Source organism: Siculibacillus lacustris (assembly GCF_004328075.1).
Taxonomy (GTDB): Bacteria; Pseudomonadota; Alphaproteobacteria; order Rhizobiales; family Ancalomicrobiaceae; genus Siculibacillus; species Siculibacillus lacustris.
The window spans coordinates 125,057-139,592 of the sequence record NZ_SJFN01000003.1 but is presented as its reverse complement, the minus strand read 5'-3'; the positions used below and the strand labels follow the sequence as shown (position 1 = coordinate 139,592).

The 14,536-nt window shown below is 69.7% G+C and carries 12 protein-coding genes, 1 tRNA gene and 1 pseudogene; 7 read left to right on the top strand and 7 right to left on the bottom strand.

Annotated elements, in window-relative coordinates; translation table 11 throughout:
• The first annotated feature begins 254 nt into the window (after positions 1–254).
• Positions 255–1,319, top strand: coding sequence for a threonine aldolase family protein (locus tag EYW49_RS03190; RefSeq protein WP_131306028.1), 1,065 nt, complete (start codon positions 255–257; stop codon positions 1,317–1,319).
• A gap of 40 nt (positions 1,320–1,359) precedes the next feature.
• Here the strand turns inward: EYW49_RS03190 and EYW49_RS03185 are convergent, their stop codons facing one another.
• On the bottom strand, positions 1,360–1,647 hold the full coding sequence (locus tag EYW49_RS03185) for a Dabb family protein (RefSeq protein ID WP_131306025.1): 288 nt from the start codon (positions 1,645–1,647) through the stop codon (positions 1,360–1,362).
• Positions 1,648–2,407: 760 nt separating this feature from the next.
• Entirely contained in the window at positions 2,408–2,902 is a 495-nt protein-coding gene (locus EYW49_RS03180) for an Hsp20 family protein (protein ID WP_131306253.1), read from the bottom strand.
• 102 nt (positions 2,903–3,004) lie between these two features.
• Here EYW49_RS03180 and EYW49_RS03175 point away from each other — a divergent pair.
• Positions 3,005–4,117: pseudogene (locus tag EYW49_RS03175) on the top strand (alpha/beta hydrolase); the annotation flags it as partial.
• 84 nt (positions 4,118–4,201) lie between these two features.
• On the opposite strand, the gene hisN reads toward EYW49_RS03175, so the two are convergent.
• Complete coding sequence (gene hisN, locus EYW49_RS03170; RefSeq protein WP_131306022.1) at positions 4,202–4,999, bottom strand: histidinol-phosphatase; 798 nt, start codon at positions 4,997–4,999, stop codon at positions 4,202–4,204.
• Positions 5,000–5,167: 168 nt separating this feature from the next.
• Between hisN and EYW49_RS03165 the strand changes: the two genes are divergently transcribed.
• Positions 5,168–6,247 carry a DUF2332 domain-containing protein gene (locus tag EYW49_RS03165; RefSeq protein WP_131306019.1) on the top strand — a complete coding sequence of 360 codons (1,080 nt, stop codon included), beginning with the start codon at positions 5,168–5,170 and terminating at the stop codon, positions 6,245–6,247.
• Between the two features lie 163 nt (positions 6,248–6,410).
• On the opposite strand, the gene EYW49_RS03160 is transcribed toward EYW49_RS03165, so the two are convergent.
• Complete coding sequence (locus EYW49_RS03160) at positions 6,411–7,301, bottom strand: N-formylglutamate amidohydrolase (RefSeq protein WP_131306250.1); 891 nt, start codon at positions 7,299–7,301, stop codon at positions 6,411–6,413.
• A 217-nt stretch (positions 7,302–7,518) separates the two neighbouring features.
• On the opposite strand from EYW49_RS03160, the gene cpdR reads away from it, so the two are divergent.
• Both cpdR and EYW49_RS03150 read left to right on the top strand, forming a co-directional pair.
• Positions 7,519–7,887: a cell cycle two-component system response regulator CpdR gene (cpdR, locus tag EYW49_RS03155; RefSeq protein ID WP_131306016.1), complete on the top strand. Its 369-nt coding sequence runs from the start codon at positions 7,519–7,521 to the stop codon at positions 7,885–7,887.
• Positions 7,888–8,105: 218 nt separating this feature from the next.
• Positions 8,106–8,180, top strand: a tRNA-Val gene (locus EYW49_RS03150).
• Positions 8,181–8,364: 184 nt separating this feature from the next.
• Here the strand turns inward: EYW49_RS03150 and EYW49_RS03145 are convergent.
• Positions 8,365–9,276, bottom strand: a complete 912-nt coding sequence (locus EYW49_RS03145; protein WP_228259456.1) for a LysR family transcriptional regulator — start codon at positions 9,274–9,276, stop codon at positions 8,365–8,367.
• A 173-nt stretch (positions 9,277–9,449) separates the two neighbouring features.
• On the opposite strand from EYW49_RS03145, the gene EYW49_RS03140 reads away from it, so the two are divergent.
• Positions 9,450–10,757: an enolase C-terminal domain-like protein gene (locus EYW49_RS03140; protein WP_131306010.1), complete on the top strand. Its 1,308-nt coding sequence runs from the start codon at positions 9,450–9,452 to the stop codon at positions 10,755–10,757.
• Positions 10,758–10,892: 135 nt separating this feature from the next.
• A complete protein-coding gene (locus EYW49_RS03135) occupies positions 10,893–12,251 on the top strand; it encodes an MFS transporter (RefSeq protein ID WP_131306007.1) in 1,359 nt (452 codons plus the stop codon).
• 231 nt (positions 12,252–12,482) lie between these two features.
• Here the strand turns inward: EYW49_RS03135 and EYW49_RS03130 are convergent, their stop codons facing one another.
• Positions 12,483–13,490 carry an autoinducer 2 ABC transporter substrate-binding protein gene (locus tag EYW49_RS03130; protein ID WP_131306004.1) on the bottom strand — a complete coding sequence of 336 codons (1,008 nt, stop codon included), beginning with the start codon at positions 13,488–13,490 and terminating at the stop codon, positions 12,483–12,485.
• Positions 13,491–13,528: 38 nt separating this feature from the next.
• On the bottom strand, positions 13,529–14,527 hold the full coding sequence (locus EYW49_RS03125; RefSeq protein ID WP_131306001.1) for an ABC transporter permease: 999 nt from the start codon (positions 14,525–14,527) through the stop codon (positions 13,529–13,531).
• Positions 14,528–14,536 lie beyond the last annotated feature (9 nt).

Here is a 14,536-nt window from a genome sequence, read left to right as displayed (position 1 = left end):
CCGTCTTTTCCCCGAACCGGAGAATTAGGTCAGGGACACTGACCTATCTCTCATCGGCGGAACATCGCAGAAATTGGAACCGCTCGCAAGCAGCGCGAATCCATGCAGGTGCCGATAATTCGACCAGGAAACGGGCGGACCGCCGATTCCTTCGGCAGATGCGCCTCCGCCGACGGTTCGCAGCCCCGCGCCCGCGTGCTAGAGCGGAGCTCTCCGCGGCCCCGCCGGGCCGCTCCACCACCGGGATCGCCGTCATGAATTTCGCGTCCGACAACTGGGCCGGGGCCTGCGAGCCGGTCCTCGAGGCGATGATCGCCGCCGCCCGCCCCGCGGCCGTCCCCGCCTATGGCCAGGACCCGCTGACCGCCCGCGTCGAGGCGCGCCTCTGCGAGATCTTCGAGCGCGAGGTCGCGGTGATCCTGGTCACCACCGGCACCGCCGCCAACGCCCTGTCGGTCGCCGCGCTGGCGCCGCCGTGGGGCGCGGTAGTCGCCCACGAGGAGGGCCATCTGGCGATCGACGAATGCGGCGCGCCGGAGTTCTTCGCCGGCACCCGTACCCTGCGCTGGCCCGGCGTGCGCGGCAAACTCGCCGCCGACGACGTCGCCCGCCGCCTCGCCGCCTCCCCACAGGGCACCCATCACGGCCGCCTGTCGGTGCTGTCGCTGACCCAGCCCAACGAATTCGGTCTGGTCTACACCCCGGCCGAGACCGCGGCGCTCGCGCAAGCCGCGCGCGCCCACGGCCTCGCCGTCCACATGGACGGCGCGCGATTCGGCAATGCGCTGGCCCATCTCGGCTGCACCCCGGCCGAAGCCACCTGGAGGGCCGGCGTCGACCTCCTGTCCTTCGGCGGCACCAAGGGCGGCTGCCCGATGGCCGAGGCGATCGTCGCCTTCGATCCCGCCCGCCGCGAGACCCTGACCTACCTGCGCAAACGCGCCGGCCAGCTGGTCTCCAAGCACCGCTTCGTCGCCGCCCAGTTCGACGCCTGGCTCGCCGGCGATCTGTGGCTCGACCTCGCCGCCCGGGCCAACGCCCGCGCCGCCCGCCTCGCCGCCGGTTTCGCGGCGAGCGACCGCGCCCGCCTCGCCTGGCAGCCGCAGGCCAACGAGGTCTTCGCCTTCCTGCCGGTCACCACCGCCGCAGCGCTGCAGACCGCCGGCGCCCACTTCTACGACTGGTCGACCGCCGCCCTCGCCGGCGACGACCTGCCGCGCGACGGCGAGGCGCTCCATCGCTTCGTCACCAGCTTCGCCACCACCGACGCGGACGTCGACGCCCTGCTCGCCGCCCTCGCCGCGACGCCGACGGCCTGAGCCACCGCGACCCCAACGGCCTGAGGCGCGGGTCCGGCGCTCAATCGAGCACGAAGTCGGCGGCGATGCGCAGATCGCGCAGGGGGCGCACCGCGGCGATCGCCTCGGCGTAGGTCGGGTGGGCCTTGTAGGCGGCGAGCGCCGCCTCGTCGGCGAATTCGCCGTAGACCACGAAGTCGACTTCGCCCGACCAGCTGTCACGCCGCAGATTCGGCCGCACCTCGAGCCGCAGGGCATGGGGATTGCGGGTCAGGATCGCCAGCCCGGCCGCGACCGCGTCGCGATCGTCGGCGTTGGGGACGGAGAAGAACACGACGTGGCGGATCAAGGGGAACCTCGTTCGCGGACGCCGGCCCGTCCGGCGGGGCGGCATCGTCCCGGACGGCGGGCGCCGCCGGTTCGACGAACACCTAGCGCGTTCGGCGCCGCGAGACAAACCGGCGCAGGCGCCTTTCGGGAGGGCGCGGGAGGCCCGACCGGGGCGGTATTCGACCCACACCCGCTGCGGGCGTCCCTTCTCCCCTCGTGGGACCTTTGCACAATCTGTCCCAGGGTCTTCGATCCGCTCGAACGGATACCCGAGAGGGTGCACACCCACCGCCGTCATCCCCGGCGGCGCGGCACGCGCCGGGAAGGGGATCCATAATATTTTCAGTAGCTTACCGAATATCTGGGCTCCCTTCCCTCGCTGCGCTCGCCGGGAGCGACGGTAGAGATCGATCTCCAGGGAAGAGAATCGGGAAATTGCGCAAAGGCCCCCTCGCGGGAGAAGGTCCCGCGAAGCGGCGGATGAGGGGGCGCCGCGCAGCGGCGAGCGCGCCGAAACCGCGGTCCCGGAGTTCCGGAGAAGCGTCCGACCCCTCATCCGGCCTTCGCACCTTCTCCCTCGAGGGGAGAAGGATTTTCCGCTCCGCCGTCGAAACGGATCGGGCCGCGCCATCGCTTCGCTACCCCCCCAAACGGAGACCGCCCCGCACGTCGGGGCGACGTACGGGGCGGATCCGGTCCATCCGATCGGGGGGCGCGATCGGCGAGGCTGGCGTCGGGCCCGAAACGGGGGGGCCTGGGCCCGACGATCGGTCGGGCCGTCAGGCGGCTTCGACCTTGGGGGCCGTCTCGTCACCGACGACCGTCGGGTTCGACAGGCGGGCGGCCGAGACGGTATGGGCGATCGGAATCCGCCGCGGCTTCAGCTCCTCGGGGATCCGGCGCGCCAGATCGATGTGGAGCAGGCCGTTCTCGAGGCCCGCGCCCTCGACCAGCATGTGGTCGGCGAGCTGGAAGCGACGTTCGAAGCTGCGCGACGCGATGCCGCGATAGAGCACGTCCCGGGTCTCGTCGGTCGACGTCTTCTCACCCTTGATCGTCAGGGTGTTCTCCTTGAGCTCGACGCCGAGGTCCTCGGCCGCGAAGCCGGCCACCGCCATGGTGATGCGGTAGGCGTTCTCGGCGGTGCGCTCGATGTTGTAGGGCGGATAGGCCGGCTGCGAGGCATCGCCCGCGCCGACGCCGTCCATCAACGAGAAGAGACGGTCGAAACCGACGGTGGACCGATAGAGCGGAGAGAAATCGATGCGCATGATGTGTCCTCCTGAAAGACGAGCGACAGGGTTGGAGGCGATCGCAATGGTCTGTCTCACCCTCCGACGCCCACTCGGGCGCGCCGGAACCTGGCCGCAGATGCGATGGCCTCGTGGACCCTTGCGGCGTCCACGTCGATCGATGTGGGATGCTGTCCGAGTGCTTTCAAGAGTGCTCCGCTCGAATTTCGCGGGGGGGTCCTGCCGCCGCCGCGCGCCCTTCCCGCCGGCCCCGGTTGTGAGCGCCGCGCCCACGCGCTATCTCGGGGGCGGGCGGGTTCGAACGCGCGGATGTGCCCGATTCGGCCGGGTCCGCGGGCGAGGGAGCGTGGAGCGATGCAGGTCTGCGATCGGCTGATCGACCATCCCGACGCCCCGGTGCCGCCCGGCGCCACCTGCGGCATCGTCCGCGCCGCCGACGGCATCGCCCTGCGCTGGGCGATGTTCCGCCCCGCCGGTCCGCCGCGCGGCACCGTGCTGGTGCTCCAGGGCCGCGCCGAATTCATCGAACGCTGGTTCGAGACGGTGCGCGATCTTCAGGCCCGCGGCTTCGTCGTCGTCGCCTTCGACTGGCGCGGCCAGGGCGGATCGCAGCGCCTGCTGCCCGATCGCCGCAAGGGCCACGTCGCCGACTTCCGCAAATACGGGCTCGATCTCGACGCGATCCTGCGCGAGGTCCTGCCGCGCACTCCGGCGCCGCGCTGGCTGCTCGCCCATTCGACCGGCGGTCTGGTGGCGATCGAGGCGGCCGAGCGCCTGCTGCCGGTATTCGAACGCGCCGTGCTGATCGCCCCGTTCCTCGGCCTCGGCGACTTCGGCCTGCCGGCGCCGGTGATCCGCCGCCTCGCCGGCGTCCTGCGCGCCCTCGGTATGGCGCGCTCCTGGATCCCCGGCGGCGGCGCCACGGCGGTCCACACCAAGCCCTTCGCGCGCAACCGGCTGACCTCCGATCCCCGCCGCCATGCGCTCAGCGCCGATCTCTCCTGGCGCAACCCCGATCTGGCGATCGGCTCGCCGACCGTCGGCTGGGTCGCCGGGGCCTTCGCCGCCTTCGATCGCGCCTTCGCCGAACGCGCCCTCGCCGCCTGGCGCCTGCCGACCCTGCTGGTCGTCTGCGGCGCCGACCGGGTGGTGTCGAATCGGGCGATCGAGCGCTTCTCGATCTCGACCCGCTTCACCGATCATCTGGTGATTCCCGGCGCCCGCCACGAGCTGCTGCACGAGCGCGATCGCTACCGCGAGCCGTTCTGGGCGGCCTTCGACGCCTTCGTGCCCGGCGGCGACGCGGCCGCGCCGGTCGCCTCAACCTCGAGCGAGGAGGGCGAGCACCCGCTCGTGCAGCCGGGGATCGCCGGAGGCGACGACCCGGCCGCCGTCGACGGCGCTGCCGCCGGTCCAGGAGGTGACGACACCGCCGGCCCCCTCGATCACCGGGATCAGGGCGACGATGTCGTAGGGCTGGAGCCCGGCCTCGATCACCGTGTCGACGAAGCCGGCGGCGACCATGCAATAGGCGTAGCAGTCGACCCCGTAGCGCGCGAGCCGCACCCGTGATTCGACCCGGTCGTAGGCGATCCGCTCCTCGCCCTTGAGCATCATCGGCGTGGTGGTGAACAGCACCGCGTCGGCGAGATCGCTACAGGGACGGGTGGCGAGGTCGCGCGCGCCGTCGGGACCGCGATACCACGCCCGCCGCCCGTCGCCGACGAAGCGCTCGCCGGTGAACGGCTGATGCATCATGCCGAGGATCGGCCGCCCGTCGCGCTTCAGGCCGATCAGCGTCCCCCACACCGGCAACCCGCTGATGAAGGCTCTCGTGCCGTCGATCGGATCGAGCACCCACACGTGCTCGGCGTCCTCGCGCTCGCGGCCGAACTCCTCGCCGAGGATGCCGTGCGCGGGATAGCGTTCGGCGAGCAGGGTGCGCATCGCCGTCTCCGCCGCCCGATCGGCCACCGTGACCGGATCGAAGGCGCCGACCCCGAGCTTGTTCTCGACGATCATCCGCGACCGGAAGTGCGGCAGAATGGCGCGGCCCGAGACGTCGGCCATCTCGTCGAGGAAGGCGACGAGCTCGGCGGGCGACGGATGATCGGTCATCGGAGGATCCTCTGGACTGAAACGCGGACGTGGTGGGGCAAGCCTTGGCGCCGCGGCGGGCGCTTGGCAAGTCCGAACCACCCCGACCCGCCGTGTGCCCGGGTTTCCGCTGCACGCCCGCCGCCGATCGGCCTAGGATGGGCCGTCGGCCCTTTCGGGAGTTCGAACATGACCGAATCCGCGGCGATCGTGGAAGCTCTGCACAACCAGGCGCGGATGTGCCGCGACCTCGGCTCGCCCTTCACGGCGCGCCTCTGCGACATCCTCGCCCGGGACCTCGACCGGACCACCGCGTTCGGTCGCCGCATCCTGACCTGGACCGGCGATCCCCGGCGCGATGCCCTGGCGCTGCGCGCCTGCGGCGCCCTCAATGCCCTCGCCCATTCCGGCGACGCCGCCGAACTCGCCGCGGTGTGGCCACCCGAGCGGGTCGACGACCATCGCCTCGCCGGGGTGATCGCCGACATCCTGCCGCGCTTCGATCTCCGCCTCACCGAAGGCCTCGCGAGCCCACCGCAGACCAACGAGGTCGGCCGCTCGGCGGTGCTGCTCGGCGGCGCACTGGTCGTCGCCGCCGAGACCGGGCTGCCGCTCGAACTCTTCGAAATCGGGGCGAGCGCCGGGCTCAACCTGCTGTTCGACCGCCATCGCTACGACCTCGGGGTCGGCACCTGGGGGCCGGCCGCGTCGGCCGTCCGCATCGCCTGCGACTGGCGCGGCACGCCGCCGCCGCTCGACGCCCCGCTCGCGGTGATCGCGCGTGCCGGCTGCGACCTGATGCCGATCGATCCCGGCGATCCGCACGACCGGCGCCGCCTGCTCGCCTACATCTGGGCCGACCAGACCGAACGCCTGGAGCGCACCCGCGCCGCTCTCGAAGCGGCGGCCGCGGCCGGCCTCCGGGTCGAGCGCGCCGAAGCCGGCGATTGGACGGAGGATCATCTCGCCGCCCCGCCCCGTTCCGGCCGCGTCCGCGTGGTGATGCATTCGGTCGCCTGGCAATACATGGCCGAGGCGACCCGCGCCCGCATCACCGACCGGCTCGCCGCGGCGGGCGCGGCGGCCACCGCCGCGGCGCCGCTCGCCTGGTTGCGCATGGAGGGCGATGCCGTCGCCCCCGAGTCCGCCGCCGTCCTGCTCACGCTGTGGCCGGGCGGCGAGACCCGCGCGCTCGGCCGCGCCGACTTCCACGGTCGCTGGGTCGCGTGGACCATCGGACACTTGCGAAACGTTCGCGAAAGCCCTTGACATTTGTGCGACGCAATATAAATTTTAAGACATGGCGGTCGGGCTCGCGTCCGGCCGCCGCCCTTCTCGGGCGTTTCCTCCCTGATACCACTTTCGGGCCGCCGCTCTCGCGCGCGGCCCGTTTTTTATGTGCGATCAGAGGGTTGCCGGGATGGCCGGCGGCTCATTCGGCGGCCTGGGCGTCGCCGGCGAGGATCAGACCCCAGTTGCCGGCGAGCTCGCCGATCAAGCGGTCCAGATCGCGCTGCAGCAAGGAAAAGCCGCCATTCGGTTCGAGCGTCGTCTCGTCCATGTAGAGGCCGCGGGCGATCTCGATCTGCAGGGCGTGCAGGCCCTTGGCCGGCCGGCCGTAGTGTTCGGTGATGAAGCCGCCGGCATAGGGCTTGTTGCGCGCCACCCGGTAGCCGGCGGTGCGCAGCAGCGCCGAGACCACGTCGATCAGCCCGGGATGGCAACTGGTGCCGTGGCGGTCGCCGAGCACCACGTCGGGCCGGCCGCCGGTCTCGGTCATGCGCTGCACCGACGGCATCGAATGACAATCGATCAGCACCGCCACGCCGAAACGACCGTGGATCTCGCCCAGCGTCCGCCGCAGCGTCTCGTGATAGGGCCGGTAGATCCCTTCGATCCGCCCGAGCGCCTCGGCGACCGGGATCCGCCCGCGATAGATCTCGTCGGATTCCGACACCAGCCGCGGGATCGTGCCCAGACCGCCGGTCACCCGTGGCGACCGGGTGTTGGCGTCGACCGGCAGGCGGCCGTCGAACATCCGCGGATCGAGTTCGAGCGGCTCGCGATTGACGTCGAGAAAGGCCCGCGGAAAGCGCGCCCGTAGGAGCGGCATGCCGCGATCGACGCAGGACCGCACCAGCGCGTCGACATGGGCGTCCTCGGAGGCGCGGATGGCATGGGCGTCGAGCCGGCTCTCGGCGAGGAAGGCGGCCGGATAGGCCCGCCCGCTGTGCGGCGCGTCGAACAGAAACGGCGCGCGGATCGGCGTCGGCGTGAGGAGATCGAAGGCCGGTTCGGAGACGAAGTCCTCGACGATGCGCAMCCCCGTCCTCCCGCCGAGCCGCCGACCCCGGGGTCGGCGAGCGACCGCCGATCCGAAGCCGGCGCAGGTCCATGTTGCCTCCGTCGTCGGTCGCTGTCCACGCAATCCCGCTCCGCGGCGTCGGCGCGTGCCGATCTTTCGCCGATTTCACCGGATCTTTACCGCGGCGGCCTTCTATGACCACAGTGATTCCCGAGCAGCCGAGAAGAGAACTCCCATGGACCCATTGGCGCGCATCATCCTCGCCGAGGACGACAACGACATGCGGCGTTTCCTGGCGAAGGCCCTCGCCAACGCCGGCTATGACGTCGTCTCCTACGACAACGGCCGCAGCGCCTACGAACGCCTGCGCGAGGAACCGTTCACTCTCCTCCTTACCGACATCGTGATGCCGGAGATGGACGGGATCGAACTGGCCCGCCGCGCCACCCAGCTCGACCCCGACCTGAAGGTGATGTTCATCACCGGCTTCGCCGCGGTCGCGCTGAACCCCGACAGCCAGGCCCCCAAGGACGCCAAGGTGCTGTCCAAGCCCTTCCATCTGCGCGATCTGGTGCGCGAAGTGGAAAAGCTCCTCGCCGCCTGACGCTCGCCCCGAGCGCGATCGTCGCGCCCGATCCCGCGTTCCGCTCTTCCCACCGCGCCGCGGCTCCGCCGTCGGCGCGGTGTTTCGTCGTGGGGGCCGAGGGAAGAGGGACCTGGGGACGGCGCCGCGGTCTCGGCACATCCGGGCTTGCGGAAGCCGGCGAACCCCATTATAGACCGACCCGCCGCCCGATCCCGATGGGCGGCACCGGTGGTTCCGGGCGTGTAGCTCAGCGGGAGAGCACTACGTTGACATCGTAGGGGTCACAGGTTCGATCCCTGTCACGCCCACCACCACCTTCCGCACCCGAAATCGTTCGATTTCCACGGTTCGACCGGCGCCGGTCGGTCCGCGTCTCCGCTCGTCGGGCGCGAGGCGCCCATCGGCGGCGGCAACCGACGCCCGACGTCGGCATTCCGCCCGCGATCGAGATCCCGCGGCCCGCCCGGGCCGGGCCGAGCGGTCGCAACCCCGATTTCACAAACCCGGGGTCGCCCCATCGCCTTCGGCGCATTCCCGCAGGATTCGGGCGACCGTCTCCATCGCCGGAGTCGGGATGCGGTTTCGACGGCGGATCAGACCGAAGGGGCGCAGCTTGGCGGAAATGGTCAGCGGCAGGGTGGTGACCAGCCCGAGGCGGCCGAAGTTGCGGGCAACCGACAGAGGCAGCAGTGCGACCATGTCCGATTGCTCGATCAACGACACCGTGAGGATGGTCGACGAGGTCTCGACGACGCTGCGCGGCAAGGCCAAGCGCTCCTCGCGGAAGATCTGGTCCCAGATCTCGCGCAGCGGTGCCGGATGGAGTTGGGCGATCCAGGTCTGATCGGCGAGATCGGCGAGCGCGAGCCGGCGTTCGCCGTCGGCCGGGTGGCCGCGACGGGCGACGACGGTGATGATCTCTTCGCCGAAGGTGTCGAAGTCGAGATTGTCGCTCGGCCACCCCTGCGGGATACGGGCGACGACCAGATCGAGGTCGTCGTCTTCGAGCGCGCGCAGCAGATGGTCGCTGGTCTCCTCGACGACCGAGATGTTGATGCGGGGGAAATCGCGCTTCAACGCGGCGATGGCGCGCGGCAGCAACAGGCCGGTCTGCGATGCCATCGAGCCGATCCGGACGTTGCCGATGCCGCCGGCCCGGAGCGCCCCGAGCTCTTCGCCGAGCGCGTCGAGATCCTTGAACACCAGGCGGGCGTAGCGAATCGCCGCTTCGCCGAGTGCGGTCGGGATCAACCCTTGCGCGGTTCGCACGAACAGGCGTTCTCCGATCAGGTCCTCGAGTTCATGCAAAGTCTTGGTCGCGGCAGGCTGCGTCAGCGACAGCACCTCCGAGGCTTTTCGCAAGGATTTCTGCTCGGACAAGACAAACAATAATTTCAGATACCGCATACTCATGCGGTTTCTGAGGATCTGTCCGGTGGCGAACATTATAGCGATAACCCCCGGTTATAGCCCCAATCAACAGAATTCAATTGTGGCAGAAAGACGATTCTGGTGAAGACGGCGGGCAACCGGAGCGCAGAACGACGGTGCCCCGGGAGATGTACACCAAGGAGTCTTCGATGCCGATCAAGATCACCGACGTGATCGTGCGGGACATTCGCTTCCCGACCTCGCGCAGCCTCGACGGGTCCGACGCGATGAACGCCACGTCGGACTATTCCGCGACCTATGTCACGCTGGTGACCGATGCCCCGGACGGGCTGACCGGGCACGGGCTGACCTTCACCATCGGCCGCGGCAACGATCTCTGCGTCGAGGCGGTCAAGGCGCTCGCGGCGCTGTTCGTCACCGGCCGGACGCTCGAGAGCATCACCGAGAACTTCGGGGCCTATTGGCACGAGATCGTCGCCGGTGACTGCCAGTTGCGCTGGGTCGGCCCGGAAAAGGGCGTGGTCCACCTCGCCACCGCGGCGATCATCAACGCCATCTGGGATCTGTGGGCCAAGCAGCAGGGCAAGCCGATCTGGAAGATGCTGGTCGACATGAGCCCGGAAGAGCTGGTGCGCTGCATCGACTTCACCTTCATCACCGACGTGCTGACCCCGTCGGAAGCCATCGCCATGCTGCGCCGGGTGGCGCCCGGCAAGGCGGCGCGCGAAGCCGAGATGCAGGACACCGGCTACCCCGGCTACACCACCGCCGCCGGCTGGCTCGGATACTCCGAAGAGAAGATGCGGCGGCTGGCGCGCGAGGCGGTCGAGGCCGGCTGGACCCATCTCAAGCAGAAGGTCGGTGCCGACATCGAGCAGGACATGCGGCGGGCCCGCATCCTGCGCGAGGAACTCGGCTGGGACCGCAAGCTGATGATGGACGCCAACCAGACCTGGGACGTCGATCAGGCGGTCGCCAACATGCGCCGGCTCGCCGAATTCGATCCGTGGTGGATCGAGGAACCGACCAGCCCCGACGACGTGCTGGGCCATGCGGCGATCCGCGCCCGGATCCATCCGATCGGCGTGGCGACCGGCGAACACGCCCACAACCGGGTGATGTTCAAGCAGTTCTTCCAGGCCGGCGGCATGGACTTCTGCCAGCTCGATCCGGCGCGTCTCGGCGGCCTCAACGAGGTTCTCGCCGTGGTGCTGATGGCGGCGAAGTTCGGCGTGCCGGTGTGTCCGCACGGCGGCGGCGTCGGCCTCTGCCAATATTCGCAGAACGTCGTGCTGTTCGACTACATCGCCGTCTCGGCGTCGCTCGAGAAGCGGGTCCTCGAATACGTCGACCATCTCCACGAGAACTTCATCGAGCCGATCGTCATCCGGCGCGGCCGCTACATGCCGCCGAAGCTGCCGGGCTACGGCGTCACCATGAAGCCCGAGACGCTGGAGCGCTTCGCCTACCCGCACGGCGCGGAGTGGCAGGCCTGAGCCGAAGGCCGGCGTCCGCGGCTCCACCGGGTGCCGCCCGGTCGAGATCGCGGACGGCCACGGCTCGACGGCGCAGCAATTCCCCTTGCCACGGGCCGAAAAACCAGACTCAACCATGAGCACAGGAGCGAGGAAATGTCACAAGAGAAGAGGCCGGCGGCACTGTCGGCGGCGATCGGAAAATCGATCAGGAGGCTGCTGCCGTTCCTGGCGCTGATGTACGTGATGGCCTATCTCGATCGGGCCAACGTCGGCTTCGCCAAACAGGCCTTCCAGGCGGACACCGGCCTCAGCAACGCGGCCTATGCCTTCGGCGCCGGGATCTTCTTCATCGGCTATGCGATCTTCGAAGTTCCGAGCAACGTCCTGCTGTTCAAGGTCGGCGCCCGCATGTGGCTGTCGCGGATCATGGTGACCTGGGGCCTGATCTCGGCGGCGATGATGTTCTCGCACACCGAAACCATTTTCTACACGCTGCGCTTCCTGCTCGGCGCCAGCGAAGCCGGCTTCATGCCCGGCGTCATGCTCTATCTGACCTTCTGGTTTCCGATCGACGTGCGCGCCAAGGTCGCCGGCTATTTCTGGTTCGGCCCGCCGATCGCCTTCGTCCTCGGCGGCCCGCTGTCCGGTGGCCTGCTGCAGATCGACGGCTTCCTGGGCTTGCAGTCCTGGCAGCTGATGTTCCTGGTCGAGGGCCTGCTGGCGGTCGTCGTCGGTGTCTGGGCGTTCTTCTACCTCGACGACCGGCCGTCCGATGCGCGCTGCACCTGGCTCGACGCCGAGGAGAAGGCGGCGCTGGCGACGGTGATCGACGCCGAAGAACGCGAGAAGCTCGACCACGGCCCGAAGGGCGTGTGGGCGGCGCTGGCCGATCCCAAGGTGCTCTATCTCTGCCTGATCGCCTTCACCATCCAGGTCGGTTCCTACGGCATGGCCTTCTTCCTGCCGACCCAGGTCGCGGCTCTGGTCGGCTCCAAGGTCGGCTTCCTGGTCGGCGTGCTGTCCGGCATTCCCTGGGCGGTCGCGGCGCTCGCCGCTTGGTATATCCCGCATCTGTCGACGATCACCGGCGAACGTCGGGTCATCTCGGCGGCGACCCTGTTCCTCGGCGGCGCCGGTGTGGCCCTGTCCGGGGCCCTGGCGGTCGTCTCGCCGCTCGCCGCCTTCGTCGCGCTGTGCATCGGCTGCGCCGGCCTGCTCGCCGTCCAGCCGATCTACTGGACCTTCCCGACGGGCTATCTCGGCGGCGCCGCGGCGGCTTCGGGGATCGCGCTGATCAACTCGCTCGGCAATCTCGGCGGCTTCGTCGCCCCGAACATCCGGGTCTGGGCCGAATCCCTGTTCGATTCGACCACCGCCGGCCTCTATCTGCTGGGCGGCATCGCCATCATCGGGTCGGTGATGATCCTCGGCGTCTTCGCCCTGGGCATCGCCCGTCGCCCCGGGACGGCGACGCCGGTCGACCATGCGGCGCGCCGCACCGCCGAAGTCTGACCCCCCGGGAACAGCCCCGGTGGTTCGCCGTCGATGCGCACCCCCACGACCCCGGCGGGCGACCGCCGGGGTTCTGCGTCTCGCCTGCGAGGAAGGCGAGGGGCGACGGGCACACCGCACGCCGCCATCGTCACCCCCGATGCCGAGACGTGGCGCCCCTCGACGACGAAAGGGCGGCACCCTCGGGATGCCGCCCTCATCGCGATCGCCGTCACCGACGGCAGGAGAACCTCAGAAGTTGTACTTGCCGACCGTTTCTTTGGTGAAGATCAACGGCTTGCCGTAGACCACCTCGGCGTCCTTGAAGGTCTTGAACTTGCCGGCCTTGGGCACGTCGAGGACGGCGCCTTCCTTTGGGTCGAACTTGCCGGCCAGCTTCTGGTGCACGGCATAGGCCGCGACATAGCCGAGTTCCCACGGATCCCAGAAGGCGAAGGCCTTCTGCGAGCCGTTTTCGAGGTAGCGCTTGATGGCGCTGGGCAGCGCGAAGCCGGTTGCCCAGACCTTGCCGACGTGGCCGGTCGCCTCGATCGCGCGGGCCGCCGCCGGGGCGCTGACCGCCGACGACGAGATGATCACCTTCAGCTTGGGATGAGCCTGCATCAGGTTGACCGCGACGTCGTAGCTCTTGGCGTCGTCGTCACCGGCGTACTGGGTGTCGACCACGGAGAAGACCTTGTACTTGGCTTCGGTCTTGCTCAGCTCGGTCATGATCTTCATGTGGGCGACGTGGTTCGGCGAGGTCGGCGACGCCGCGATGAAGGCGATCTCGCCGCCCTCCGGCGCATCGATCAGCGCCGCGTCGAGCATGACGCGGGCGGCCTGTTCGTAGGACAGCTGGTTGACGAACATGTCGCGGCCGGCGACCGCGGCGTCGGCGTCATAGGTGCCGACCACGATGCCCTTGGCGCGGGCCTGCTTGAGGACGGGCGCCACGGCGTTGCCGTCGATCGCCGCCAGGATGATGCCGTCCGGCTTCTGGGTGACGAAGTTCTGCAGGGTCTCGACCTGCAGCGACACTTCGGCATGATCGGCGCCGGCGTAGATCAGCGTGTCGCCGAGCTCGGTGGCGGCCGCCTTGGCGCCTTCGCCGGTCAGTTCGAAATAGGGGAAGCCGGTCCACTTCGGCGTCATCATCAGCTTGAACCCGGAGGTCTTCTGCTGCGCCAGCGCCGGACCCGCCGCCAGACCGACCGCCAGAACCGCGGCCCCGAGCGTGGCCAGGAGTTTCATCTTCATCGTCGTTTCTCCCCATTCTCGTTTCTTGGACGCGCGTTTCACTCTCCCTGCGCGCGCGCTTCTCGGGTCTTGGCAGGGCGAGACAGGCGGGCGATCGCCGCCGCCGCCGCCGGGCGCAGCACGCCCGCGACGAGGAGACCGCCCAGAACCACGGTCTGGGTCGGCCCGCCGACGTTGGCGAGCCCCAGGCCGTTGCGGATCGTGCCGAGCAGGAACAGCGCCAGCACCACGCCGGACAGCGTGCCGCGGCCGCCGTTGATGTCCATGCCGCCGAGCACCACCGCGGTGACCACGAACAGGATCGAGCCGTCGGCATTGTCGCCGCGCGCCGAGCCGTATTGGCCGACCCACACCAGCGCCGCGGCGCCGGCCAGCGCCCCGGCCAGGGCATAGGCGCGGATCTTGACCCCGACCACGTCGACCCCGGCGAACCACGCCGCGTCCGGGTTGAGGCCGATCGAGAAACAGCGCCGTCCGTAGCCGGTGCGGTGCATCAGGAACCACACCCCGGCGGCGGCGAGCGCAAACAGGATCAGCGACACCGGCACCACGCCGCCGAACACGTAGTCCGAGCCGAGCCACAGATAGACGTCGTCGAAGTCGGTGTAGCCGACCTCCGAGCCGGCGATGAAGGCGAGGCCGCGGAAGGCGCCCATGGTCCCGAGCGTCACCGCCAGCGACGGCAGCCGCCACTTGGCGACCAGGAGGCCGTTGAAGGCGCCGCACAGGGCGCCGATCGCCACGACGATTGGCGCGGCGACCGCGAAGGGCACGCCGGCGGCCGAAAGCTTGGACAGCGCCACGGTGCCGACCGCGATGATCGAGGCGAGCGAGATGTCGATCTCGCCGAGCGACACCACCACCGCCAGACCGAGCGCCAGGAGGCCGGGAATGATGAAGGCCCGGGTCGAGCCGAACAGCTGGTCGACCGACAGATAGTAGGGCGACAGCGTCGACGACCACGCCCCGGCGGCGAGGATCGCCACCACCAGCGCCATCTCCCACAGGGGCAACTGCCGTTTCGCGCTCGTGCTCATCGCCGCCCC

Coding starts and splice junctions, on each gene's coding strand:
- EYW49_RS03190 (WP_131306028.1), top strand. CDS start 255: ATGAATTTCGCGTCCGACAACTGGGCCGGGGCCTGCGAGCCGGTCCTC.
- hisN (WP_131306022.1), bottom strand. CDS start 4,999: ATGACCGATCATCCGTCGCCCGCCGAGCTCGTCGCCTTCCTCGACGAG.
- EYW49_RS03165 (WP_131306019.1), top strand. CDS start 5,168: ATGACCGAATCCGCGGCGATCGTGGAAGCTCTGCACAACCAGGCGCGG.
- cpdR (WP_131306016.1), top strand. CDS start 7,519: ATGGACCCATTGGCGCGCATCATCCTCGCCGAGGACGACAACGACATG.
- EYW49_RS03145 (WP_228259456.1), bottom strand. CDS start 9,276: ATGCGGTATCTGAAATTATTGTTTGTCTTGTCCGAGCAGAAATCCTTG.
- EYW49_RS03140 (WP_131306010.1), top strand. CDS start 9,450: ATGCCGATCAAGATCACCGACGTGATCGTGCGGGACATTCGCTTCCCG.
- EYW49_RS03135 (WP_131306007.1), top strand. CDS start 10,893: ATGTCACAAGAGAAGAGGCCGGCGGCACTGTCGGCGGCGATCGGAAAA.
- EYW49_RS03130 (WP_131306004.1), bottom strand. CDS start 13,490: ATGAAGATGAAACTCCTGGCCACGCTCGGGGCCGCGGTTCTGGCGGTC.
- EYW49_RS03125 (WP_131306001.1), bottom strand. CDS start 14,527: ATGAGCACGAGCGCGAAACGGCAGTTGCCCCTGTGGGAGATGGCGCTG.